This window comes from Trichocoleus desertorum ATA4-8-CV12, from assembly GCA_019358975.1.
GTDB classification, from domain to species: domain Bacteria; phylum Cyanobacteriota; class Cyanobacteriia; order FACHB-46; family FACHB-46; genus Trichocoleus; species Trichocoleus desertorum_A.
In genome coordinates this window covers 72653-96173 of sequence record JAHHIL010000012.1, presented here as the reverse complement: position 1 = coordinate 96173, position 23521 = coordinate 72653, and the positions used below count along the sequence as shown (strand labels likewise).

Annotated in this window: 22 protein-coding genes; 9 read left to right on the top strand and 13 right to left on the bottom strand. The window is 49.9% G+C overall.

All coding sequences use genetic code 11. The features are described from left to right. The first annotated feature begins 7 nt into the window (after window positions 1–7). The 3 genes from KME12_11895 to KME12_11885 are packed head-to-tail and all read left to right on the top strand — an operon-like array spanning window position 8 to window position 3385. Complete coding sequence (locus KME12_11895; protein MBW4488482.1) at window positions 8–1111, top strand: DUF4350 domain-containing protein; 1104 nt, start codon at window positions 8–10, stop codon at window positions 1109–1111. 7 nt (window positions 1112–1118) lie between these two features. After that, complete coding sequence (locus KME12_11890; protein MBW4488481.1) at window positions 1119–2069, top strand: MoxR family ATPase; 951 nt, start codon at window positions 1119–1121, stop codon at window positions 2067–2069. Beyond that, entirely contained in the window at window positions 2066–3385 is a 1320-nt protein-coding gene (locus tag KME12_11885; protein MBW4488480.1) for a DUF58 domain-containing protein, read from the top strand. Before KME12_11890 ends, KME12_11885 begins: the two co-directional genes overlap by 4 nt. Here the strand turns inward: KME12_11885 and KME12_11880 are convergent. Further along, window positions 3382–4350, bottom strand: a complete 969-nt coding sequence (locus KME12_11880; GenBank protein ID MBW4488479.1) for a stage II sporulation protein M — start codon at window positions 4348–4350, stop codon at window positions 3382–3384. The two genes, KME12_11885 and KME12_11880, sit on opposite strands and share 4 nt — an antisense overlap. 88 nt (window positions 4351–4438) lie before the next feature. On the opposite strand from KME12_11880, the gene KME12_11875 reads away from it, so the two are divergent. Both KME12_11875 and KME12_11870 read left to right on the top strand, forming a co-directional pair. Beyond that, window positions 4439–5293, top strand: coding sequence for a hypothetical protein (locus tag KME12_11875; GenBank protein ID MBW4488478.1), 855 nt, complete (start codon window positions 4439–4441; stop codon window positions 5291–5293). A gap of 32 nt (window positions 5294–5325) precedes the next feature. After that, window positions 5326–6111 carry an RDD family protein gene (locus tag KME12_11870; GenBank protein MBW4488477.1) on the top strand — a complete coding sequence of 262 codons (786 nt, stop codon included), beginning with the start codon at window positions 5326–5328 and terminating at the stop codon, window positions 6109–6111. A 48-nt stretch (window positions 6112–6159) separates the two neighbouring features. Here the strand turns inward: KME12_11870 and KME12_11865 are convergent, their stop codons facing one another. Next, entirely contained in the window at window positions 6160–7293 is a 1134-nt protein-coding gene (locus KME12_11865; GenBank protein ID MBW4488476.1) for a geranylgeranyl reductase family protein, read from the bottom strand. Between the two features lie 451 nt (window positions 7294–7744). Here KME12_11865 and KME12_11860 point away from each other — a divergent pair, with 451 nt between their 5' ends. Next, window positions 7745–7921 carry a family 2 glycosyl transferase gene (locus KME12_11860; protein ID MBW4488475.1) on the top strand — a complete coding sequence of 59 codons (177 nt, stop codon included), beginning with the start codon at window positions 7745–7747 and terminating at the stop codon, window positions 7919–7921. Between the two features lie 47 nt (window positions 7922–7968). Here KME12_11860 and frr read toward each other — a convergent pair whose 3' ends face one another. The 4 genes from frr to KME12_11840 all read right to left on the bottom strand — a co-directional run bounded on the left by frr (window position 7969) and on the right by KME12_11840 (window position 10494). Beyond that, window positions 7969–8517, bottom strand: a complete 549-nt coding sequence (frr, locus tag KME12_11855; protein ID MBW4488474.1) for a ribosome recycling factor — start codon at window positions 8515–8517, stop codon at window positions 7969–7971. Next, the gene (gene pyrH, locus KME12_11850; GenBank protein ID MBW4488473.1) at window positions 8504–9232 is read right to left on the bottom strand and encodes a UMP kinase; all 729 of its coding nucleotides are present in this window, start codon (window positions 9230–9232) and stop codon (window positions 8504–8506) included. Before pyrH ends, frr begins: the two co-directional genes overlap by 14 nt. 201 nt (window positions 9233–9433) lie before the next feature. Further along, window positions 9434–9979: a thioredoxin family protein gene (locus tag KME12_11845; protein MBW4488472.1), complete on the bottom strand. Its 546-nt coding sequence runs from the start codon at window positions 9977–9979 to the stop codon at window positions 9434–9436. A 98-nt stretch (window positions 9980–10077) separates the two neighbouring features. Beyond that, a complete protein-coding gene (locus KME12_11840; GenBank protein ID MBW4488471.1) occupies window positions 10078–10494 on the bottom strand; it encodes a hypothetical protein in 417 nt (138 codons plus the stop codon). A gap of 225 nt (window positions 10495–10719) precedes the next feature. Between KME12_11840 and KME12_11835 the strand changes: the two genes are divergently transcribed. After that, complete coding sequence (locus tag KME12_11835; GenBank protein ID MBW4488470.1) at window positions 10720–11439, top strand: D-alanyl-D-alanine dipeptidase; 720 nt, start codon at window positions 10720–10722, stop codon at window positions 11437–11439. Here KME12_11835 and KME12_11830 read toward each other — a convergent pair. The 7 genes from KME12_11830 to KME12_11800 form a co-directional block, all read right to left on the bottom strand. Beyond that, on the bottom strand, window positions 11436–13160 hold the full coding sequence (locus KME12_11830; GenBank protein MBW4488469.1) for a hypothetical protein: 1725 nt from the start codon (window positions 13158–13160) through the stop codon (window positions 11436–11438). The two genes, KME12_11835 and KME12_11830, sit on opposite strands and share 4 nt — an antisense overlap. An 8-nt stretch (window positions 13161–13168) precedes the next feature. Continuing rightward, window positions 13169–14128 (bottom strand): flippase-like domain-containing protein, encoded by a 960-nt coding sequence (locus tag KME12_11825; protein MBW4488468.1) that lies wholly within the window; start codon window positions 14126–14128, stop codon window positions 13169–13171. A 75-nt stretch (window positions 14129–14203) separates the two neighbouring features. After that, window positions 14204–15169 carry a glycosyltransferase family 2 protein gene (locus KME12_11820; GenBank protein MBW4488467.1) on the bottom strand — a complete coding sequence of 322 codons (966 nt, stop codon included), beginning with the start codon at window positions 15167–15169 and terminating at the stop codon, window positions 14204–14206. A 135-nt stretch (window positions 15170–15304) separates the two neighbouring features. Then, on the bottom strand, window positions 15305–16420 hold the full coding sequence (locus tag KME12_11815) for a hypothetical protein (GenBank protein MBW4488466.1): 1116 nt from the start codon (window positions 16418–16420) through the stop codon (window positions 15305–15307). Next, the gene (locus KME12_11810) at window positions 16417–17094 is read right to left on the bottom strand and encodes an FHA domain-containing protein (protein MBW4488465.1); all 678 of its coding nucleotides are present in this window, start codon (window positions 17092–17094) and stop codon (window positions 16417–16419) included. The genes KME12_11815 and KME12_11810 overlap by 4 nt, the downstream gene beginning before the upstream one ends. Further along, the gene (locus KME12_11805; GenBank protein ID MBW4488464.1) at window positions 17094–17771 is read right to left on the bottom strand and encodes a hypothetical protein; all 678 of its coding nucleotides are present in this window, start codon (window positions 17769–17771) and stop codon (window positions 17094–17096) included. The genes KME12_11810 and KME12_11805 overlap by 1 nt, the downstream gene beginning before the upstream one ends. Window positions 17772–17788: 17 nt before the next feature. Further along, on the bottom strand, window positions 17789–18652 hold the full coding sequence (locus tag KME12_11800) for a hypothetical protein (protein MBW4488463.1): 864 nt from the start codon (window positions 18650–18652) through the stop codon (window positions 17789–17791). 366 nt (window positions 18653–19018) lie between these two features. Here KME12_11800 and KME12_11795 point away from each other — a divergent pair, with 366 nt between their 5' ends. Continuing rightward, window positions 19019–22282, top strand: coding sequence for a CHAT domain-containing protein (locus KME12_11795; GenBank protein ID MBW4488462.1), 3264 nt, complete (start codon window positions 19019–19021; stop codon window positions 22280–22282). 3 nt (window positions 22283–22285) lie between these two features. Further along, complete coding sequence (locus KME12_11790; protein ID MBW4488461.1) at window positions 22286–23371, top strand: WD40 repeat domain-containing protein; 1086 nt, start codon at window positions 22286–22288, stop codon at window positions 23369–23371. Window positions 23372–23521 lie beyond the last annotated feature (150 nt).

Sequence of the window (23521 nt, the reverse complement as noted above, 5' to 3'; positions counted from 1 at the left end):
GCGGCAAATGTGGTTTGGGCTTTTGATCGTGGGAGCGATCGCTTTACTTACATTGCTGACCGCTCCGACCCAGAATGCCTCCCGCAGTGGTTCCACTTATAGTCGTGGTCCCGACGGATACGGCGCTTGGTATAGCTTTATGAGCGAGCGAGGCACTCCCATCCAACGGTGGCAACAGCCGTTTGAACAACTGGCGCAAAATCCATTTAGTCCAGGAAAAACCACCTTATTACAAATCAACAGCGGGCTGAAGGAACCAGTCTTAGCGGATCGCCAGAAAACCTGGGTGGAGACAGGCAATACGCTGGTAATTTTAGGCGCACGAACCCCTGTCACCGATGCAACTTTCCGCACGTTGCAAACCAGCCCCGCTGGGGATGTACAGGTAGACACGCGAAGACGACACTACTTGACCAAGCAGGAAACAACCAGCTTGAAGCTAGGCGATCGCTTTGGCGCGGTGGTTTGGCAGCAATCTCTGGGGCAAGGCCAGGTGATTTGGGCGACTACCCCTTATCTTGCGGCCAATGCCTATCAAGACCATCGCGTTAATTATGAGTTTTTAGCCCGATTGGTAACTGAGTCTAAGCAGCCAATTTGGGTAGACGAATATCTGCATGGCTACCGCAATCCCAGCAACGCTACCGCTACAACTCCAGAAAAGCGATCGCGCAGCTTGCTAGCTTATTTAGTCAACACTGCTCTGCTGCCTGGATTCATTCAAGTTGCAGTATTACTGCTCTTAGGCATTTGGGCGCACAACCGTCGTTTTGGTCAGCCGATTTCAGTCACCGCTCCCGCTGTGGATAACAGTAAGGCTTACATTGAAGCTCTAGCAGGAGTTTTGCACAAAGCGGAATCTAGCGAATTTGTGATTGACACGATTCGCAAAGAAGAACAATTACAAGTGCAACGGGCTTTAGGGTTGGGCAATCAATTATTAGACTCTGAAACTTTGCTGATTGCTTGGACTCAACAAACCGGACGACCTGCCGCAGAATTAGCAGACATGCTACAACTGCGATCGCGCGGTCAAAAGGTCAGCGATCGTGACTTGCTAATTTGGCTAGAAAAAATCCAGACCGTTCGCCACCATCTACCTCGCTATTAAAGAACCTATGACCGAAACGCATGCGGTAATCACGCGCCTGGGCCAGGCTCTCAGCCAAGTTATTGTGGGTCAGCCTGCCCTAGTGCGGCAACTGCTGATCGCTTTACTCGCTAACGGCCATGTGATCCTAGAAGGCGTACCCGGTACAGGCAAAACGCTCCTAGTCAAAGTATTGGCCCAACTGGTACAAGCTGATTTTCGCCGCATTCAGCTCACCCCCGACATTTTGCCGTCTGACATTTTGGGCACGAATATTTTTGACCTGAACACACGCAGCTTCATCTTAAAAAAAGGCCCGGTTTTCACCGAAATCTTGTTGGCAGATGAAATCAACCGCACGCCACCCAAAACCCAAGCCGCTCTGCTGGAAGCGATGGAAGAACAGCAGGTGACGCTGGATGGCGAAAGCATGCCGCTACCGCCGTTGTTCTGGGTGATTGCTACCCAAAACTCTCTGGAATTTGAAGGCACCTATCCCCTCCCCGAAGCGCAACTAGACCGCTTTTTATTCAAGCTTTTGGTTGACTACCCCGACGCTAAAGCGGAAAAGCAAATGCTGCTGAATAGCCAAGCAGGGTTCCAATCGCGTCGTCTGGATCTAGCTCGGCTCAAAGCGATCGCGACGGTGGAGCAAATTTTGCAAGCTCGCCAAGCTGCTAAAGCGGTCAAAGTCGAGGAGCCTGTATTGGATTACTTGCTAGCTGTGGTACAACGCACCCGACAACATCCAGATTTAGCTTTAGGTGCTTCGCCTCGGGCTACCGTTGCCTGGTTGCAAGTGAGTAAAGCTCAAGCTTGGCTATCTGGGCGAGATTTCGTCACCCCCGATGACATCAAAGCGATCGCCCCTCCCCTACTCCGCCATCGCCTCATCCTCCGCCCCGAAGCGCAACTCGATGGCCTCAAAATCGACGCTGTGATTGGTTCAGTCCTCAATCAAGTTCCAGTACCCCGATGATTCCTTCCTGGCGAGTTTACGGTTTACTCTTCATCGGCATGGCGATCGCCACCATTTTGACGGCACTTTGGCCTGGTCAGTCTGAACCACTCTTGGCGGTGCTGGGGTTGCTGCTGTTTGATGCTGTGGTTTTGGGTTTAGCTTTTTGGGATGCTCGGCAGGTGCGATCGCATCAAATCAAAATTGAGCGCCAACCGCTGCATCGTCTCTCGATCGGTCGAGATAATCCAGTGGTGTTGGCAGTGCAGACAGGCGCACAACCTGCCAGGATTCAAGTCCGAGATGCTTACCCCACTGTGTTTAGCGTTTCAGCTTCGAGCCTGCAAGCCACCTTACCTGCTAACAGTAGCCAGGAGCTAACTTACACGATTCACCCCACCCAGCGCGGGCAGTTTCAATGGGGCAATATCCAGGTGCGGCAACTGGGGGCTTGGGGGTTAGCTTGGCGAGATTGGCAAGTGCCCCAAACTCAAACAGTGGATGTTTATCCAGATTTGTTGGGGTTGCGATCGCTCTCGATTCGCCTGACTTTGCAGTCTACTGGCAGCGTCCGCCAAGCTCGTCGGTTGGGAATGGGCACCGAATTTGCCGAATTACGAGAATATGGCTTAGGAGATGATCCGCGTTTGATCGACTGGAAAGCCACCGCTCGCCGGAGCCGTCCTTTAGTGCGAGTGTTGGAGCCAGAGCAAGAACAAACCTTAATTGTCTTGCTGGATCGAGGCCGTTTGATGAGCGCGCGGGTTCACGGTCTAACTCGGTTTGACTGGGGCTTGAATGCCACGTTGTCTCTAGCTTTGGCAGGTCTGAATCGGGGCGATCGCGTGGGGGTGGGAGTGTTCGATCGCCAGCTTCACACCTGGATTCCGCCAGAGCGGGGTCAGCACCATCTCACCAAGCTAATTGAGCGTTTAACGCCGATGCAACCGGAGTTACTGGAACCAGACTATTTGGGGGCTGTGACTCGCATGGTCAACCAACAAACTCGTCGTGCCCTAGTCGTAGTGATTACAGACGTAATTGATACCACTGCTTCGGCTGAGTTATTAGCCGCTCTCGCCCGCCTTAAACCGCGTTATTTGCCTTTTTGCGTCACTCTGCGCGACCCCCAAGTCGATCAACAAGCCCACGCCCTAACCCAGGATGTGCCCGCTACTTATAGTCGGGCTGTGGCTTTAGATTTACTGGCGCAACGTCAAGTCGCCTTCGCGGAGCTACGTCAAAAAGGAGTACTTGTTTTAGATGCGCCTGCCCATCAAATTACCGAGCAATTGGTCGATCGCTACCTACAACTAAAAGCCCGGAATCAGCTTTAGCCACTTTGCTCTGTTAGTTTTCTACGACTGCAATACATCAAAAAAAGTGTAAAAATTCCCATCCCTGTAAGGTATTTCAAAGACGAAGGAATGACGGGGCTAGGCGAGAAAAAGCCTTCAATGATTCCCGCAATAATCAGCATGGGTACAATGCCATAGGTTAGCTGCGCTGCCTTCGTGCCATACAGCCGCAAGGCATCAGCACGGCGATATTTACCTGGAAACAACAGCCCTTTGGCGATCAGTAAGCCTGCTCCTCCTGCTAGAAAAATGGCAGGCAACTCTAGCGAACCGTGGGGAAAGACAAAGGCCCAAAATGGATAAGCTAAATTATTTTGGCCTACCAAAGTAGCGATCGCTCCAATACTTAATCCGTTGAAAACTAATAGAAATAGGGTGTAAAGTCCTGCGGTTATGCCCCCCGCGATCGCCCCAAAAGATACTGACAAATTGTTGGTCATAATTTGACTGGAAGCGAGGGGTTCAATCCCCACAATCGACCCCATCCACAATTCACCTTTGTCTCGCACTTTGGTAATCAGTTCACCCGGCACTATCAGCGATAAAAAGGTCGGGTCTTGCCAAGCGAACCACCAAGCTACTAAAGCCCCAACGAGAAAACACGCGGTTGCTAAAGCAATGTAGGTCCACGTTTCTTGCACCAAAGCTGGAAAGCCCCAGCGGTAAAAATCTAGAGCCGCTTGCCATTCCTGCCGTCTGGAGCCTTGATAAATTTGCGTATAGCTGCGAGAAGTGAGGGTCTGCAAGTCTTGCACCAAAGCAGCCCCAACTTGATTAGTACGGGCACGGGCTAAATCCGCTGAAACGGAGCGATATAAACTGGCTAATTCTTTAATTTCAGCGGCTGGAAGTGTCTTTAATCCTCGTTTTTCGACTTGCTTCAGTAAGGCATCTAAGCGTTTCCAGTTCGGTTCACGCCGTGCAATCCAGCGCTGAATATTCATACTTTGTAAATTTTCATTCCGCTCTAAGCTAAGCGTAGCCTAAGATAGCGTCAATCTGGTTCCATTCATTCCCAGGAGAACTTGGCTCGTGTCGTCGCCCAATTTGAGCCCTTCTAGTCCTATTCGGCCCCTCAGTATCGGTAACATTGTGAGTGCGGGGTTCCAACTCTATCGCTCTCATTTCAAGCAGTACTTAGGATTGGCTTGTAAAGCAGTTTTGTGGGCTATTATTCCCGTCTATGGCTGGGCTAAAGCATCCACTATCAATGCTGCAATTTCACGTTTAGCTTTTCAAGATTTAGTGAATCAGCCAGAGAGCACCAGCACCGCTCGCAACCAACTGGAGCCAAAGCTTTGGCAATTTTTAGTGGTGCAACTTCTAGTCGGACTGATTCTTTTTGGGGTTAACTTTGGCCTATCGATCGCTCAGGCAATTCTTTTAGGGATACTAGGAGGTATCTTGGGGGCCGAGTCTGCCCTTATAGGTCTGGTTAGCGCCATTACTAGCATTGTGGTTCTCGTGATCTACATTTGGGCTTACTCTAGATTTTTTATTCCTGACGTGGTGCTAGCTCTGGAAAACCAGGTGGATGGAACTAAGGCCATTAGTCGCTCTTGGGAGTTAACTCAGGGGCATGTGCTAAGGCTACAAGGGGTGGTGCTAGTGGCAGGTTTGATTACCTTTCCGCTCATTGTTTTAGCAATTATTCCACTGATCCTAGCGATCGCGTCTTTGGCCGCAGTATCCGTCACTGGAGGAGGGCCTGATGCTGGAGCCATAGGCTTGTTCTTGATCTCCCTGCTGGTCAGCATTGGGTTAATTATTTTTACCAGCATTGTCACTGCTCCCTTTTGGCAAGCCATTAAAGCGGCTGTCTACTATGACCTCAAAGGTCGTCGAGAAGGGATGGGCTTTAAGCTGCGCGATCGCGGCACTCCGTAATTGCTTTTGCTAAGAGTTACTGTAAGGCTGCTATGCGCTTTTTCAATCGCATTACTCTCCAGACACCCGAAAGTGTAGAACTGGAGTTTACGTTGGCAGGGATTGGCAACAGAGCCTTAGCGCTCCTGATTGACTACATGGTGTTGTTAATCCCCTTCATCTTGGCTCTGTTCTTTTGGCTCTTTGTTGCTGACCAAGTTCTAGAGTTTTTCGTTGGCGTTTTTGGTAGGGCCGATGATGTCGATCTGTGGTTGCGAGCCATCACAGTCTTGATCAATTTCGTTATCTATGAAGGATATTTTGTTGGTTTTGAAGCCCTTTGGCGGGGACAAACCCCTGGTAAACGCTACACCAAAATTCGGGTGCTGCGGGATGACGGCAGACCTATAGGTATTGCTCAGGCTACCTTACGCGCCTTGCTCCGCCCTCTTGATGACACCTTGTTTCTGGGCATGTTTCTAATTGCCTTTGGTCGAAAAGAAAAGCGTCTTGGTGATTGGCTAGCGGGCACCGTTGTAGTCCAAGACGAGCACCCCACTGCCACCGCGTTCTCAACGTCTCAGGCAGCCCAAGATTTGGCGGTTCAGTTGCTCCAACTTGCGGATTTATCTCACCTACTGCCCGATGACTTTGCTGTGATTAGAGAATACTTGCAACGTCGCAGTGAAATGTCTGCCAAGGCCAGGTCAGAAGTCAATTTACAGTTGGCTCGTCAGGTGAAGGAGGTGATTTTATTAGAGAAGGTACCGTCGAATACGACACCAGATTTGTTTTTAGAGGCGGTTTATCTTGCCTATCAACAGCAAGTTTCTAAATAAATGTAGGGCGCACCGCGTACGCCCTAGGGGTGCATGGGGTATAGCTTTTCAACCGCCCATGCCAGGAATTAAATTGCTCGTGAGCCGCTTAATCGCTCGGTTGGCGACATCGGCGTAGCGCAACTCTCCACAGAGAATTTTGCCCATGCGCTCTGTGGCGGAAGGGCGCTTGATGCCAACCTTATAACCAATTCCAGGCACCCGATAGAACAGACCCGCGATGCGTTGTGCCCAGGCCATATCTTCGCCCCATTCTTCGTTGATGATCTGCGTATAGCGCTCTAGAGCATTGCGATCGCCTGCTAAAGCTTGACTAACAGCTTCAGCCGCCTTCATGCCACTGAAAATGGAAGGCCGAATACCTTCTGCGGTAAAGGGATCAACGACACAAGCTGCCTCTCCTGCTAGTACCGCATTTTGGGTGTGTAGTTTCTGATTGCCGTCCCACAGGCACAGTGGGTGGCCATATTGTTGGCTAGACTTTACATCCACGCCGAACAGGGTGGCATACTCAGCCAGCAAAGCCTTCATATCCTGAGGCTCACCCCCTCGGAATGTACCGATACCCAGGGAATAGCCATCTGCTTTAGGGAAGTTCCAGATGTAGCCATTCTTGACCATGCCGAACTCAAAGTGAATGGGGTTGCCGCTTTCTACTTGAGCGGGCACCTCTGCTTCCAAAGCTCCTGCCAAGCGCCGCTTCCGTTCTTTGAATTTTAGCCACTTCGCCATTGGGCCTTTGGCACCATCCGCAGCGATGAGGTAGCGGCCTGTAACGGGGCCATTCGCTGTATCTACTTGCCAGTGGTCGCTCTTAAACTGAATTCCTGTGACTTCCGTGTTGTCTCGTAGCTCTACTCCCTGCTTTTGGGCTTGCTGTACTAAGAAGTGATCAAACACATCTCGCCGCACCATCCACATGGGCTCTGGAGTTTTTAGCTCTACTTCCACTGGATCTTCCATGTTCCAGGTGAAGCGTACGGAGTTGACCTTGAGTGAAATCGCTGGCGTGAAGTCGAAGTCAAACCATTGGGCGACTTGAGGCGAGACTCCACCTCCGCAAGGTTTGTAACGGGGTAGAGATTCTTTTTCTAGCAGCAGGACAGAACGGCCTTGCTTGGCTAAGTGGTAAGCGGCAGTTCCTCCCGCTGGCCCTGCGCCGACGATAATGCAGTCAAACATCATGCTCGCATCTCACTCTTGAATATCAGTTCACAACTCCAGCCTTGCTGATCTCTTAGGACACTCAGGACAGGAAGTGGCATCTAAACCCAACACTTTTAGTTGAAGTGCTCAACTAGACAATCCTCATCATCTCATTCCATCCAGAGCTGACAGACCGAAGTAACTCGGTGAATGTTTCCACGTTGAGCTTAAATCGTAAAACAGCATACGAATAACCCTGCCGTCTTTCAGGGGAAAACAGCAGGGGTTTCACAAGTGTGCTTGGCAATTCAAGTTTCAAAGTGGAGGAATTTGTGCCGTCTCAACAACAATCAATCCGTGAAATCACTACAGTTATACAGTTCATTGAATGCACTGAGTGCAAAGTCGCTATGTGACCTCTAGGATAGTTTGTGAAGGATTGATGAAGTTCTGAGCGGCAAAACACGCTTGAAATGAGGCTAAGCAGATGAAATGGGAAGTATGTGTGCAGTATGCCAATGGCAGTAAGCGAGTTCTGCGTTCTTATCAGAATCGCGAGACTGCATTGAAGTGCATCGATACAATTTACTCCGTTCAGGGTTATCCCATGCACTTAGCTTATATAGTTCGTCAGACACCCATGCCAGCGCTTCAATACGTCTAAGCTGAGCTTCAGAACAGCGATTGAGCATAGCTCCCTAGACTGTCCTTTTAGACTGTGGTGATATCTTTCTCCTTTTCTGCCAAGACTTCTTCAATTCTGGCAATGTACTTGTCCGTCAGCTTTTGAATTTTGTCCTGTAAGTCCCGCGCTTCATCTTCGGACACTTCGCCAGCTTTTTCTTGTTTGCGGACGCTATCAACCGCATCGCGGCGCACATTACGAACTGAGACTTTGCCTTCTTCCGCGAACTTTGCCGCTAGCTTCACGAGTTCTTTACGGCGATCGCTGGTGAGCGGTGGAATATTTAGGCGAATGGTTGAGCCATCGTTGCTAGGGGTTAAGCCAATGTCGGACAGGGAAATGGCTTTTTCGATCAAACTCAAGCTACCGCGATCGAAGGGTTGCACCGTAATCGTGCTGCCATCTGGAGTATTAATGGTTGCTAGGGACTTGAGCGGCGTTGGGGCTCCATAATATTCCACCATGACTCGGTCGAGTAGGGATGTGTTGGCTCGTCCCGTCCGAATTGTATTAAAAGACCGTTGAGTCGATTCAACGGCTTTTTGCATCGAATTTTCAGCGTCAGCTAATTTCACAAGAACCTCCCACAATCGTTCCAATGGGTTCTCCCGTCACGGCGCGTAGAAGGTTGCCACGTACCGAGAGGTCAAACACAATAATAGGAATGTTGTTATCTTTGCACAGTGCGATCGCAGTACTATCCATTACGCGCAAATCTTGCTGCAAAACATGGGCGTAGGTCAGGCTTTTGTATCTGCGGGCGTTTGGATTGAGGTGCGGATCGGAGTCGTAAACCCCATCCACTTTAGTCGCCTTAAACAACACATCCGCACTGATTTCTGCCGCTCGTAAAGCTGCTGTCGTGTCGGTTGTAAAGAAGGGATTGCCAGAACCCGCCCCAAAGATTACCACGCGCCCTTTTTCGAGATGACGAATGGCTCGCCGCCGAATGTAAGGCTCTGCCACTTCTTGCATTGCGATCGCGGTTTGCACCCTTGTAGGCACACCAATCTGTTCGAGAGAGTCTTGCAAGGTCATGGCATTCATGACGGTGGCAATCATCCCGATATAATCGGCAGTTGCCCGATCCATCCCAGCTGCCGCTCCCTTGACACCGCGAAAGATATTGCCGCCGCCAACGACAACCGCAACTTGGACTCCAGTTGCCGCAACATCTGCCACTTCTTGGGCAATAGCTTGAACCACTGCTGGGTCAATGCCATAAGCTAGATCGCCCATCAGGGCTTCACCGCTTAGTTTGAACAAAACCCGCTGATAAACAATCCCCATGTAGCGACTACTTCTTAACTCAAATTGCCTCCAACTAAAGATAACACTAAGCTGTCGGAGGTCAGCTTTTAGAAGGACTGAGTGCAAATTGCCTGTGACCTAACCCCCAGCCCCTCTTCCCTACCAGGGAAGGGGAGATAGATTCAAAGCCCCTTGCCGCGTCGGAGAGGGGTTTGGGGAGAGGTCAGACCATGCCAGCCGCTAAACTCGCCACTTTACAGAACAACCGACAGGCTCCGTCTCGGACACAGGAACTGGAGTACCTTCTAGAACGCGGGCGATCGCAATTTGGAAGTTGGGCGATCGCACTGCACTGGCGTCTTCTGGGTTGTCATCAATACGCCCGTGATAGCGCACAATGCCTGCTTGGTCTAACAAGAAAATTTCTGGCGTTATTTTCACCCCAAAGCTACGAGCTACGTCTTGAGTCACATCTCGTAGATACGGGAAGTTGAGCTGTTGCTCGATCGCAAAGTGCTTCATATTCTCGAAGCTGTCAGCCGGGTATTGCGTCGCATCATTGGCGTTTATGCCAATTAAGGTAAACTTTTGGGCTTGAAAGGTGGCTTGAATTTGCTTAAGGCGGTCTAGATAGAGCCGTACGTAAGGACAGTGGTTGCACATAAACACCACCCCTACCGCTTTCGACCTTTCTAGATAACGGGCCAGATGGTGAACCGCATTATCTATTCCTGGGAGTTCAAAGTCTGGAGCGTAGCTGCCAATTGTTGTACCTACTGTTTCCATGAAACTGAATCCGCTGAATGTTCAGAAGAATTTAACGGGCAGCAGCAGAGGCTTCCCATCTAGCTCTCCATCATAATCTGCTCGTTGCAGGAATGCGCCTACGACTGAGAATAAGAGTGCGAGTGTGGTGACGGCATCCCTAGCAGTTGCTTCACTTTTGTCAAAATTACCTCTAAACCCGCATCTTTCGCTGCCAAATCGTCGGCCATAAAATAGGGTCGTTGGCTGATTGCTGCTAACCCATTTCTGTCAATCCAGCCAGATACTAAAAGGCAGAAAGGCGGATGTTCCAAGGATGATTTTAAGCGGTGAATAATGCCGTAGCCATCTAGCTGGTTGCCTGATTCAGACAGGGGATCGAGAACAAAATCAATAATGACTAAATTGTACTGAGCTGCGACGGTAAAAAAATGATTAGGATCTGTAAAGATAGTTACCAGAAAATCTTTTCTCAAGAATCTTTGAACTGATAAACTCCAGTAAACGTCGTCATCCAAGACTGCAATCTTATACATTTTAGCTAGGAGTTAACGCTCCTCTTCAAATGAGCCTGTTACATTGCTAAAATAATGAATTTTTGGGTGACTCCCTATCGCTAGTAACAACTTAATTTCTTTATGATTTCATCCTATCAGCCCGATAAAAATCACCGAGCAAAGTTAGGATTACTTAGGAATCAAATTTTTATTTCACAATCTTTGTAACTATTTTTAAATTACTAAAACGATAGATTTAGTTGTATGAAACCCTATCAGCGAATTGCGATCGCGGAATGTGGAGAACCCCTCGCAGCCATTCCGCTGGATGTATTTTCCACAGAATGTCCCCATGCTTACCAAAAGCTAGGCGCTCCCTATGGCAACAAATCTCCTTATTTTTTACGAACACAAGTCGTGGCTCGGTTACTCCAAGCCCAACAGCAACTACAGGCCTATTGTCCTGGTTGGCGGATTCAAGTTTTTGATGCTTACCGCCCGATCGCAGTGCAGCAATATATGGTGGACTACACGTTCGCGGAATTGGCTCAGGCTCAAGGGCTACAACTTCAGGAACTCACAGACGCTCAAAAACAAACAATCTGGGAGCAAGTGCATCAGTTTTGGGCTGTCCCAAATGTGAACCCTGCTACACCGCCGCCGCACAGTACGGGCGCTGCGGTAGATGTAACGCTGGTGGATGCATCCGGTGCCACTGTAAATATGGGTTCTCCCATTGATGAGATCTCCCCCCGCTCCTATCCGGATTTCTTCGCCAATCAGCCAGAATCGGAGGCGCAGCAGTATCACCAAAATCGCCAACTCCTCAAGCAAGTCATGACGAGTGCAGGTTTTCTGCAACATCTAAATGAATGGTGGCACTTCTCCTGGGGCGACCAACTGTGGGCTTGGTTGAGCACTGGGGCTAACCCGAACCCCGCTCCCGATATCATCACTGCTCGTTACGGTCAGGCTGAACCTTAGCTAGATGGTGGTTTGGTAACGCAGCTGGTGTCTAACAAAATTAGGCTTTCTGTACTCAAGACTGTACAACGGGGCATGGTTTGGGCGATCGCGGGCGTAATCCCTTGTTCTAGAAGAGTTTGCGCCTCGCTCACTACAGGTTGAAACTGCCGCAGCCAACGATTACTTGCTAAGTAATGGGGGGTAAAAGCTTCTTGATCTAAGAGCCAAAAGTCAATGCCGTATTGCTGAACCACCTGTTGAACAGCCTCGAGGTTGGGGCTGTACTGTGCTTGTAGTAAGTCTGTGACTCTTTGGCGGAACTGGTCGTAATATCCCTGATGAAAAGGAATAGCGTACTCTCGTCCGATCAAAATCGATCGTTGAGCAAAATAGGGTAGGAAATTGGCTTCCTCGGATAGCGAGGCCACCAAACTATCTTTTGGTGTTTTTTGCAAGAACTCATAGAGAGCTGGAGCCTGACCTACTTTGTATTTAGTAGAGGGAAAACTCCGGTCATAACTGGGATATAGCAACAAAGCCCCACTGAGCAACAGGGTAATGCCAAGAGCAAGCTGCTGTTTTTTCAGGGACTGAGACTGGATTGCCCATCGTAGCAATACCTCTAGTAAAGCGACCAAGACAATTCCTGCCGCGATCGCCGTAATCACTCGAAAACTGTGCTGGGTATAACGGCTGGGCAATTGCAGCTTAAATAGCAACAGGTGAGCGATGATAAACAGCCCCAGCGAAGCCCCCAAAAGCTGAACCAACAACCGGATTTGGGGCTGCACTTGTTGAAGCAGGGGAAAGCGATCGCGCGATCGCCAAAGGATCGGCAGCAGTAACCCTACCAACAGCAGGGGAGGCAACCATAGCGCCGGAAACACACCACTGCGATCTGCAACCAGCCAGAACTCCCAAGGGTTATCGACAAAGTAGCGACTCCGACCTTTCTCTCCGTATTCTGGGAGCTGTTTCGCTTCTGTGGCTGTAGTGACAGGCCCAAAGTCCGAGGTTTGCAACACGAAAGGCAACAGCACCAGAAATGCCACGACTAATCCTGCCGCACAAAACACATAATCTTGGCGATCGCGGGAGAAACTCAGCCGCCCATTTTCCCACCGAACTAACGTGAGAACGAGTGTCCCAGCACTAATCAAAAGAATTTGCGGATAAAACAACCCTTGCAACGCGATCGCCACCAAACAAGGCAGGAGCGATCGGCGCAGCAGGTAGTAAAGAAATGCCAAAAACAATGGATATAAGAAGGCTCTCGGTGTGGCGGAGATCAAATCATCCTTCATCCAAACATTCTGGTTCAGCAATAGGGTTGCGAGAAAACCCGCCGCAGGCACCGGAAACAGTTGTAAGCTGACTCCAAAACAGTAGCCCGTCATCATCAGCCCTAACGCGATCGGCAACAGCTTGTTGAGCAGAAAAGGATGAATGCCAATCGTGGCAAACAGTTGGTAAAAGGTGGTGTATCCCCAAGGCGCTACGGATTGAAAATAGTCAGCAATAAAATCATTTGGCAGCAATCCTGGATCAATAAACCGCTGCATCCAAAACACATGCTGACGTGCATCATCCTGAACCACATAGTCGCTGCTAAACGCTTGCTGTAGCGCCATGCAGCCGTAGATAGCAGCAAAGGTCAGACTCAGAGTGAACCAAAAAGTTAACTGGGCCTTGGAAGGTTTAGCCGTAGTCAACCCGTGATGCAAATGCGTAATCAGCATAGGAATAACTAAAAACGTTTTTTCTGAAGCTTTGTTAGGGCTAAAGGGCCAAGATATTGTCCCAGAAACGGTAGACCCGCGATCGCCTGCAAGAGATAGCGTACTGTGCACAACACCCCCAGGGCCGCAGCAGTGGGCGGACTAAGAAACGGTTGATAAAGTACCAGAATGGCTGCATCTCGCGTGCCAATTCCCGCAAAAGTCAGAGGCAACAACCCGATTAAAATTGCTAAGGGAGCCAAGGCCAGACTGGCTAGAAAGGGAGTCCAAGCCTTTAATGCCAGGATGAAAAACCAAATTTGCAGCAGATGTAGAAACCAAATGAATACAGAAGTTGCAGTGACTCCCCAAAGTTGTGCCTTGTTGTTCCAGAAATAATCCTGCATTTGGTTCCACGAGAGGCGGAATTTCTCTAACTTGGCTCGAAAAGAGCGGGGGGCGATCGCTTTACCTGCCGTAAATAGTACCTGTGTAAATTGACGGGAAGCTAGAAACAACAAACCTAGCGAAAGACCTAGCAAAACACTAAGTGTCAGGCTCCAGAATAACCAGTCCTTGTTGGGGTAGAAGATTAAGCCTAAAGCGCACCAAAAAAGCAGCGACAACATATCGCAGGCTTTCTCAAACACAACCAGAGATAAGGCAAGAGCACTATCTAAGTAACCCCGCTGCTTAATGAAATAAGCCTTAGCTAGCTCGCCCATTTTCGATGGCAGCACGACATTGAGCGCACTGGCAACTAGAATTAAACGATTGGTCTCCCCCATACCCAGAGTGACACCGGGCGGCATGAGCTGCTCCAGACGCCAGGCCGTACAAAGCGTGATCGGGACAACCATACTGAGACTCACCAGCATCCACAGCCCATTGCTAGCCTGAAAGACCTGAATCAACTTGTGAAGGTCAATTCGCCAGTAAATCATGCCTAAGATGGCTAGACTGGCCGCAACTAAAAGTAGCCGTTTCATGCTTGCAAGGTCAATTGAGTCATCCTGTGGCTTACCCGAAACGCATGAAGCTCCAATTTTGGCTTATGAATGGGCCTATGAATGAATTTTTGTCTTTGGAGCGTTCATTTCAGCTTTTCGGCTACGTAACTGAATATCCTCTAGCAACCTGCGATTTACTGCCATCAAATCGGCCACCAAACCAAACATCCAGAGCTGAAAGCCTACCAAAATCAAGATGGCTGCCAAGATCAAGCTCGGCAGATTGGTGGCAGGAGTGACACCAAAAGATAACCAAAGCCAGCGTAATCCCAACAACACACCGAGGAAAAACGGAATGCTGCCTAAAACAGCGAAGAACCGCAATGGCTTGTAAGCCATGAAGATCCGCAAAATTGTAAATATGGAACGCCAAATATAGGAAGGAATGCTTTTGACCAGGCGTGAGGGTCGGAGGTATTCGTTAGTGCGGATGGGCACCGACCGAATTGCCATCCCCTTTTGCCCCGCCTGAATAATCATCTCCAGCGTGTAGGTGTATGAATTGAAGACATTCAACTGCATGGCTGCATTGCGGCTAATGGCCCGGAAACCACTCGGCGCATCAGGAATGTTGGTGTTGCTAGCCATGCGAACTACCCAACTACCCAGTTTCTGCAATAGCTTTTTGGCGGGAGAGAAATGCTTGATTTTGCTGATGGGACGGGCTCCCACCACAATTTCCGCCTCGCCCAACAAAATTGGTGCAATCAAATTAGGGATATCATCCGCGCAGTACTGGTTGTCAGCGTCGGTGTTAACGATAATATCAGCGCCCTCTTGTAAGCAGGCTTGCAGACCAGCCATAAACGCCTTGGCTAGTCCCTGATTAGTCGGCAGTCGTACGATGTGATCGACCCCATTGGCTTCAGCAACTTCTACGGTGCGATCTTGGCTTCCGTCGTCAATGACCAACCACTCGACTCTGCCCACCCCAGTGAGGCGACGGGGTAAAGCGGCTAGGGTAGTGGCAAGCGTTCGTTCCTCGTTGTAGCAGGGAATTTGAATAATTAATTTCGTCATTGCTCAGTAGATAGCAAGCCTAGGGCCAAAGGTGACAACTCACAGAGATGGGCTGTGCCTCGAACGCCTCAAATGCTTCAAATATGTGGAGAATATTGCTGCTTGGTTAATTCTTCTAAGTGCATGCTACAGGATTTAGCTACCTGCGATCGCGCTTTCAATCAGCTCTACCGCTCTAAACACCCCATTGGTGTAGCTGAGCTGCCGTTGCTGTCTTGGTTCGGCGGCTTGCTGAAGTAGGGCTTTTACTAGCGCGATCGCCTCAGTCACGCTACACACTTCATAACTATGCTGCTGGGCGCGACGAGCTTGGCGATCGTACAGACGTTTGAAAGCAAAGGAAATCAACGGCACCTTGAGAGCCGCACATTCGTAGGTCGTGTTGTATCCCGCCCCTCCCACCACCACATCGGCCATTTGCAAACAATCCATTCCGGGCCAATGGGACGCCCACAGTTCTGGAGGACATTGGGGTGGGCATTGGGGCGATAGGCAACGCACAGTTACTTCTGGTAGAGCTTGGTGCAGTTGATATGTCAGGGTTCCGAATAGCTGGGTTTCAGTTGAACCTAACCCCCCAGCCCCCTTCCCCGGTAGGGAAGGAGGAGCCGAACCTGAGGCACAGATGATTACAACTTGGGTAGGGTTAGTAGGAAGACGGAGGAGCGATCGCGCTTGATCTAGAGGCATTAGCTCATCGGCGCTACGAATTAACCAAGGTGCGGTGTGCTGAGCCTGGGGTAAATAGGCTAGAGGTACTTCATAGCCTTCTCCAGGAACTAAAATTTGCTCAAAATGCTGCTCAACAAATTCAGCTAGCCCTTTGGCTTGGACATATTGCGGGTTAAGGTCGCGGTGAACCAAAATTCGAGGTACCTGAAGCTGCGGCAGAATCTCTGCCAATTCACCGCCCAACCCCCGTGGAAAGGTATCAACAATCAAACAGTCATATTTGGTTTGCAAAAGAAACTTCTGTACGCGATCGCAAGTTTCTGCACGACTGAGATCAGGTGCGATCGCCTCTAAACAAACATCTCCTCTCTCCCCCTTCCCTAGTAGGGAAGGGGGCCGGGGGGTTAGGTCCAATCGCTCTAAAACGTACTCAACACAGGAACTATTTGTCAGAATTGTGACCGCATGACGACGAACTGCAATTCGCCCTAGCGCCAAAGCTCGGTTCAAATGCCCCCAACCGCCACCTAGGGCATAAATCACCCAATGTTGCCGAGGGCGATCGCGCTGACCGTTCAACTTGCGCCCATATCTTGCTCAAAATCAGTATCAGCCTCGCGCTCAAAGCTGGCACTATCCGCATCGGTGAAGTCAATGTTGCGAGTTTCAGCGTTGTAGGCGTAGGAATCGCGGTTGTCGTAGTAGTTACTGCCCCAATACCCCGAATGGTAAGTGCCGTAGCCAGAGTAGTAGGAGCGCTCATAAAAATAGGGATCGTTGTTCACCTGCCCACTGTTGCAGTAAGGGCAACCCACGGTAGTCGTGCGACCACAGCGGCGCGGAAACAAGAAGCCCACTTGGCGATCGCACTCTCCAGCACTGTTAAAAGCCGCAGCACTTGCTTCTTCATCACTTACTGCCGCTGCCTCAGGGTTGAACTGAACTTGCAGATCGTAGGAGCCAATTTGAAAATGATCGCCATCTTGTAAGGGGCTGGTCGTGGTGCTGACCCCATTCACCCGCAATCCTTGCCCACCACTTTGATCGACGATCACTAGTTCCCCTGCTTGCTCATCAATTAGGGTGTGATAGTCAGCGACTTGAGCATCCTCCAAAACAAGGCGGGAAACCCGGTTCCCCTCTAGTATCCCTGGCATCAGGGCAAATTCTCGTCCTAAGGCGATCGGCGTTTCTAGAACAGAGGTTTGAGCTTGCCCGGTAGCCAAAGCGGTTCGAGTCAGTTGCAGCCGCACTACTGACCTCCAGCCTGATTTAGAGCATAGGCTAGAGCCACTTGCTGTTCTTGGCTCAGTTTGTCAAAGCCAAAAGGGGCGATCGCGATCGGCGCTAGATTGGATTTGGTTGAGAGAACGGTTTGGTCACTGGCATTCCGGAGTGAGACTTTGCCCTCTTTAACTTTGACTTTGTAAAGTGATTGTTTTTGCGGGGTTTCAATTTCAAACCCGTAGTCTCGCACTTTAATGCGATAAACAAGCTGATTTGTGCCTGTTTCTAATTTGTAATCTCCATCATTTTGTCGTCGCACCACATAGAGTTCTTGGCTTTGGTCTGAATTTTTCAGCTTCCAATAATCATTTTCAGGGACGACATAGCCTAAGACTTGATCTGTCGCATTTTTGATCTTAATCTTCTGCTGTCCATCTACATTTAAGCGAACTAACTCTTGGTTCTTACCATTAACTAGCTTGGCTCCATCAGGCATGAACCGTAAGACAAAAGCTTCAGCACCATCTTCCTGCTTAAATTTAATACTTTCACTCGTTGAAGTAGATGGTTCACTAGTAGCGGCAACCGGAGTGGATTGAGTGGAGGAGGTTTGAGGGGTATCAACAGCCTTGTTGCAGCTTCCTACACTAATAGATAGCAAGATGACCAAACAACTAGTTAAAAAAGAGCGAATTATACTCATAAAATCTCATTGCAAACTTATTCGGCTTTTTTGGAAAGCACTCTAGCTAAATTCAACACTTGATACACACTTAAGAACATCAGGGCGATCGCTTGATATAACTGCTCGACCTGCTCAGGTTGGTTCCAAGGTGGTGTTCTGACTCGTAAGTGAATATCTTTTTCATCAATATCTAAGCGCTTTAGTATGACTTCGGAGGGTAGCTGGATTGCACCTGTGGCCTCGTCTCTGAGGATGGGCACTGCACCGTACCGTTTGGCGGAGTAGTCCATCTCCAGATTCAGTTCCAAACGCTTCGATTTTGTCTTCGACTTATATTTTTGTTTACCACTCGACGATCGCTTCCAACCATACTGAGTTTGAGCGACTTCAGTTGTAGTCAAGAGAAACTGGTTGCCGTCTAGAAACTCGCTTTGTACTTGTAGCCAAGTATCTCGAAAAAAGTCAATTTTCCAACCAGGGCGATAGGGGTGGGGAGCTGTATGAGTTTGCTTCTCTTTCTGGTTGGGTTTACTCAACACCAAAGTGAACGAAATGGGTTCTGTCTCGCTCACATCGCGTGCCAACATTTGCAATACTTTTTGGGCGATCGCATAGCGATAGTTGGCTACATTTAAGCGACCCTTTCTAGCCATTAAAACGCCAAATATAACTGCTGCGATCGCTAGCACAGGGCAGAGAATAACGCCCACAACTGGAATGAAAATGGAGACAAACGCCGCAATCCCAAAACCAATCAATAAATTGCGATATCGAGCTTGTTGTTTCTCAGCCATGAGATCTAAAGCTGCGATTTCATCTAAATCCTGTAGGACTTGAGCGATCGCAGCAGTGCTTTGATAAATCAAACTCTTTCTTAAAGTGGCAAGCTCAACAGCCATAATCTAAACCTTAATTAATCCATAAATTCATCTGGTAGGCTGCGTTATAACGCACCTTGTTGTAAATATTTGAGCATTATTTTGATCCGAAAAATTCCCCAAAATAATCCATCGTTTTGTAAGAGATCGATTAGTTACGCTGTGCTAACGTATCCTACAAAAAATAAAATCACTTATTCATTACGCATTCTAAGCTTGGCAAAGCAGAGTTCCAAAAAACTCAACAGAATGCAATCTTTACGAGCTAAAAACTGCTTAGTTGTTAAATATATTTACTTGAGTTCTTCAGAAATTCCGCATAAGCACTCTGTAGTTAAAGCAGTTCTAAGTCTTCACTGATATTTTCTGAAGTTTGTACCGATCGCTATGCTCTCCGCCAAGTTTAGTTCTATCGCGCTGTTGTTTGCCTTAGCCTTGCCCTCCGTAGAGCTGATTCTGCCAGTCTCTAAGGCGATCGCTCAAACCACCGCCACGCCAAAACCCGCACCCACAGCCCAGAAAACTGAAGCGGATCAATTGCAAAAGCAAGGCTTTGCTCAACTCGAAGCCCAAGAGTTTGCCGCCGCAGAAAAATCTTGGCAACGGGCGCTCCAGATTTACCGGAGCTTGGGCGATCGCGAAGGTGAGTTTCTGATTCTCTACTCCTTAGGCTTGTTGCATTACAGCCAGCAAGAGATTCCGCCCGCAGCTAGCTACTACGAGCAAGGGCTGAAACTGGCGCGGCAGTGGGGCGATGCCGAAAAAGAATGGCAAATGCTGAGTACCCTCGGTACAGTTTATGTGTCTGTAGGAGAGAATAAGCAAGCGCTGAGCTACCTGGAACCTGCCCTTGCCTTGGCCCAAAAGTCGCAGGATGTGCCGAAGCAAGCGCAAGCGTTGGAAAACTTGATCAAAATCTCGCAAGAGATGGGAAACTTCGCCCAGGTCAAAACTTATCAGCAAAAGCAAGCTTCGATCGCGGCCCAACTTCCCCAACCTGCTACTAGCCCCTTAGACTCCACAATGCAAGCGCTAAAGGAAGGGCAAGCATTACTCAGCCAAGGCTCTAGAGTATCGGTGCAGCAAGCGATCGCTAAATTTGAGCAAGCCAGAGCCAGTGCCAAGAGAAGTGGGGAGCGGCAGCAAGAAACCTTAGCTTTGCTAGCTTTGGGAGCCGCGCACGACAGCTTAGGCCAGAAGCAGCCAGCCCTGGAGGCTTACAAGCAAGCGCTGCCGTTAGCGCAACAGTTAGGCGATCGCTACAGCCAAGCCGCAATTTTGGTCGGGATGGGGCAGCTGCAAAACTCCACAGGTCAGCTCCAGGCTGCTTTAGCGACTTTCGGCCAAGCGCTACCGATCCTGCGGGAGCTAAAAAACCGCTCTGGCGAAGGGACGGTGCTCAATAACATGGGCAATGTTTACAACAAACTTGGAGACTACAGCCAAGCGCTAAACTATCACCGCCAAGCGCTCGCGATCGCGCAAACCACGGGAGATCACACCCGACAAAATCGTACGCTCAACAATATGGGTCTGGTTTATGCCGAAATGGGCCAGTACCAAAGCGCCTTTGACGCCTTTAACCAAGCCCTAGCCAGCTTGCAAGCAGATAGCGATCGCTTTGACCGCGCCACCACCTTGTCTAACCTGGGCACTGTCTACTCTTATGTGGGGCAGTCGGAACAAGCCTTAGAAACTTTTCAACAAGCGCTAACAGTCCTCAAAGAAGCCGATGACCCTGGGCGAGCAGCCTATGCTTTAGCCAACATCGGCAGTGTGTATTACGACCGCCGTGATTACGAGCCAGCCCTGGATTACTACGAGCGATCGTTGAAGCTACTGCGCCAAGTCCAAGACACCGAAGGAGAATCCACGGTTCTCAACAACATTGGTTTAATCTACGACGACTTGCAACAACCTCAGCTCGCCTTGAACCACTACAATCAAGCACTGGCGATCGCCCAGACTACTAAAAATCCAACGGGAGAAGCGACAACTTCGGTGAATCTAGGTCGAGTTCACTACACGCGCCGAGATTACTCCAAAGCTGCTAGCTACCAAGCCAAAGCCGCTACCTTAGGGCAGAAAATCGGCAATCAACGCATTGCAGGCTATGCCCTCAGCAACCTCGGTCGAACTCAACTTGCAGCCAAGCAGTTAGCCGCAGCAGAAACCAGCCTGCTGGCTAGCGCTCAAATGTGGGAATCCCTGCGAGCAGGGCTAGGATCTGACGATCGCAATAAAATTTCCATTTTTGAAGACCAATCCAGCACCTATCGCCTCTTACAACAAACCCTAGTTGCCCAGAACAAGCCGAATGCCGCTCTAGAAGCTGCTGAACGGGGCCGTGCGAGGGCTTTTGTCGAACTTTTGACCGAGCGCTTGCCAACCCAGGCTGCTACGGTGGCTGCTAAAATCCAGCCTCCTAACCTGGCGCAGATTCGGGCGATCGCTAAACAGCACAACACCACTTTGGTCGAGTACTCCGTCATTGACGACGATGTGAAACATACCAGTGGTGACTTTCTGCGCGAGTCAGAACTATTTATCTGGGTGGTGCAACCCAATGGCAAAGTTGACTTCCGCCAAGTTGATTTGAAACCCTTCTGGCAAAAGGGAGTCACCCCCACCCCAACCACCCAACCCTTAAAGGAGTTAGTGGCTCGTAGCCGCAGTTCCATCGGGGTGAGAGGGTTAGTGTTTCAGGAAGATGCCGCTGCGATCGCCCGTGCTAGTGCAGATGCCAACGCCGCTGAAGCCGAAAACAAGCGCTTGCAACAACTCCATCAACTGTTGATCGAACCGATCGCGGATTTGCTACCCAAAGACCCCAAGGCTCGCGTTACCTTCATTCCTCAGCAATTCCTCTTTCTCGCACCTTTCGCCGCCCTACAAGACTCCAACGGCAAATACCTGCTCGAAAAACATACTGTTTTGATCGCTCCCTCGATTCAAGTCCTAGACCTCACCTACCAACAACGCCAACGGCAACAAAAAACTAGCGGCAATGCCTTAATCGTTGGCAACCCCACAATGCCTAGCATCCGTCTGGAGTTGGGGGAACCTGCTCAGCAGCTTTCCAGCTTGCCGGGGGCCGAACAGGAAGCCAAGGCGATCGCAACCCTCCTAGGCACCCAAGCCCTCATCGGAGAGCAAGCCACCAAAGCCAAAGTTCTGCAACAACTGCCTCAAGCCCAGATTATTCACTTAGCAACGCATGGATTGCTGGATGACTTCAAAGGGTTAGGTGTACCGGGAGCGATAGCGTTAGCTCCTTCCTCAGGAAGGCTCGCTTTAGCTGCCTCTGGTCAGGATGATGGCCTGCTGACAGCCAGCGAAATTCTCAATTTAAAGCTCAAGGCTGAACTGGTCGTTTTAAGTGCCTGTGACACGGGGCAGGGCAAAATTACGGGCGATGGTGTGGTGGGGTTGTCTCGCTCCTTAATTTCTGCTGGAGTACCTAGCGTGATCGTGTCTTTGTGGAAAGTACCCGACGAGCCTACCGCCTTCTTAATGACGGAATTTTATCGGCAACTACAGCGCCAACCCGATAAAGCTCAAGCTTTACGCCAAGCGATGCTGACGACGAAAGCCAGTTACCCAGATCCGCTCGATTGGGCCGCTTTCACCCTCATCGGGGAGGCTGAGTAAACAATGTTGCACTTGGTTCCTTGCTTCTCCAGCTTTAGCATCAGCGCGATCGCCATCACACTCTGCCTTGCCTATCCCGCCCTAGCCGCTCAAGTTCCACTCACCCAGCCTCCACTAGAACGGTCTAACTCAGCGATCGCCCGGATTCTCTCAGGACATGCAGCGGTAGCCATCAGCCCAGATGGCAAACTGGTGGCGGGGGTGAGCCATGATCAGCAAATTAAGTTGTGGAACTCGCAAACTCAACAAGAAATTCTCACCTTAGCAGGGCATCCATTGCCCATTTTGGCGATAGCCTTTAGTCCCGATGGCCAAATTCTCGCCAGTGCTAGCCACGACAAAACTATTAAGCTTTGGAGCGTGTCTACTGGACAACTGCTGCAAACTCTGGCAAAGCATACCGATTGGGTAGAAGCGATCGCCTTTAGCCCCAATGGTCAACTCTTGGTGAGTGGTGGTGGCGACAAAACGATTCGGGTCTGGCGTGTGGCTGGTGGAGGACAGAAGTTCAAGTTGGAGCGGACTTTGACGGGGCACCAAGACTCTATTTATGCCTTGGCTATCAGTGCTGACGGACAAACTCTAGCCAGCAGCAGTTGGAATGTAATCAAACTGTGGCAGTTGTCGAACGCTCAATCAGTGCGAACTTTGTCAGACAACGCCTTTGGCATTAATGCCTTAGCTCTTAGCGCCGATGGTCAAACCTTAGTCAGCGGCAATGGCGATCGCACGATCAAGGTCTGGAACTTAGCAACGGGTCAAGTGCGCCAAATAACAGGTCATCAAGCCGCGATCACCTCTTTGATTCTGAGCCGAAATGGTCAAACGCTGATCAGTGGCAGCAGCGACAACACCATTAAGTTGTGGCAGTTGGCTACCGGGAAACTCAAGCAAACCTTGCCCCGCCAATCTAGCAGTATCGAGGCGATCGCTCTCAGCCCGAATGGTCAAACACTAGCCAGTGGCGGTTGGGGCGACATTATCAAGCTGTGGGATCTCAATACAGGCCGTGATGTGACTCTGAGCGATCCCAGCACTCAGGAGCAGCGGCAGGCTCTTGCAACCCAAATCCCGGAAAGGGCGAATTGAGGGATTTCTGAATAGATAATACCTAAATCCAAGAAGGTGGCTGCGTTCACCCTAATAGGCGAAGCGGAAATGCCCCAAAAGAGACCCTAATACTCTAAGAGTAGAGTTCTGATTTCCCAGAGTAGGTTGTCTATTTTTGGGTATCTCCCC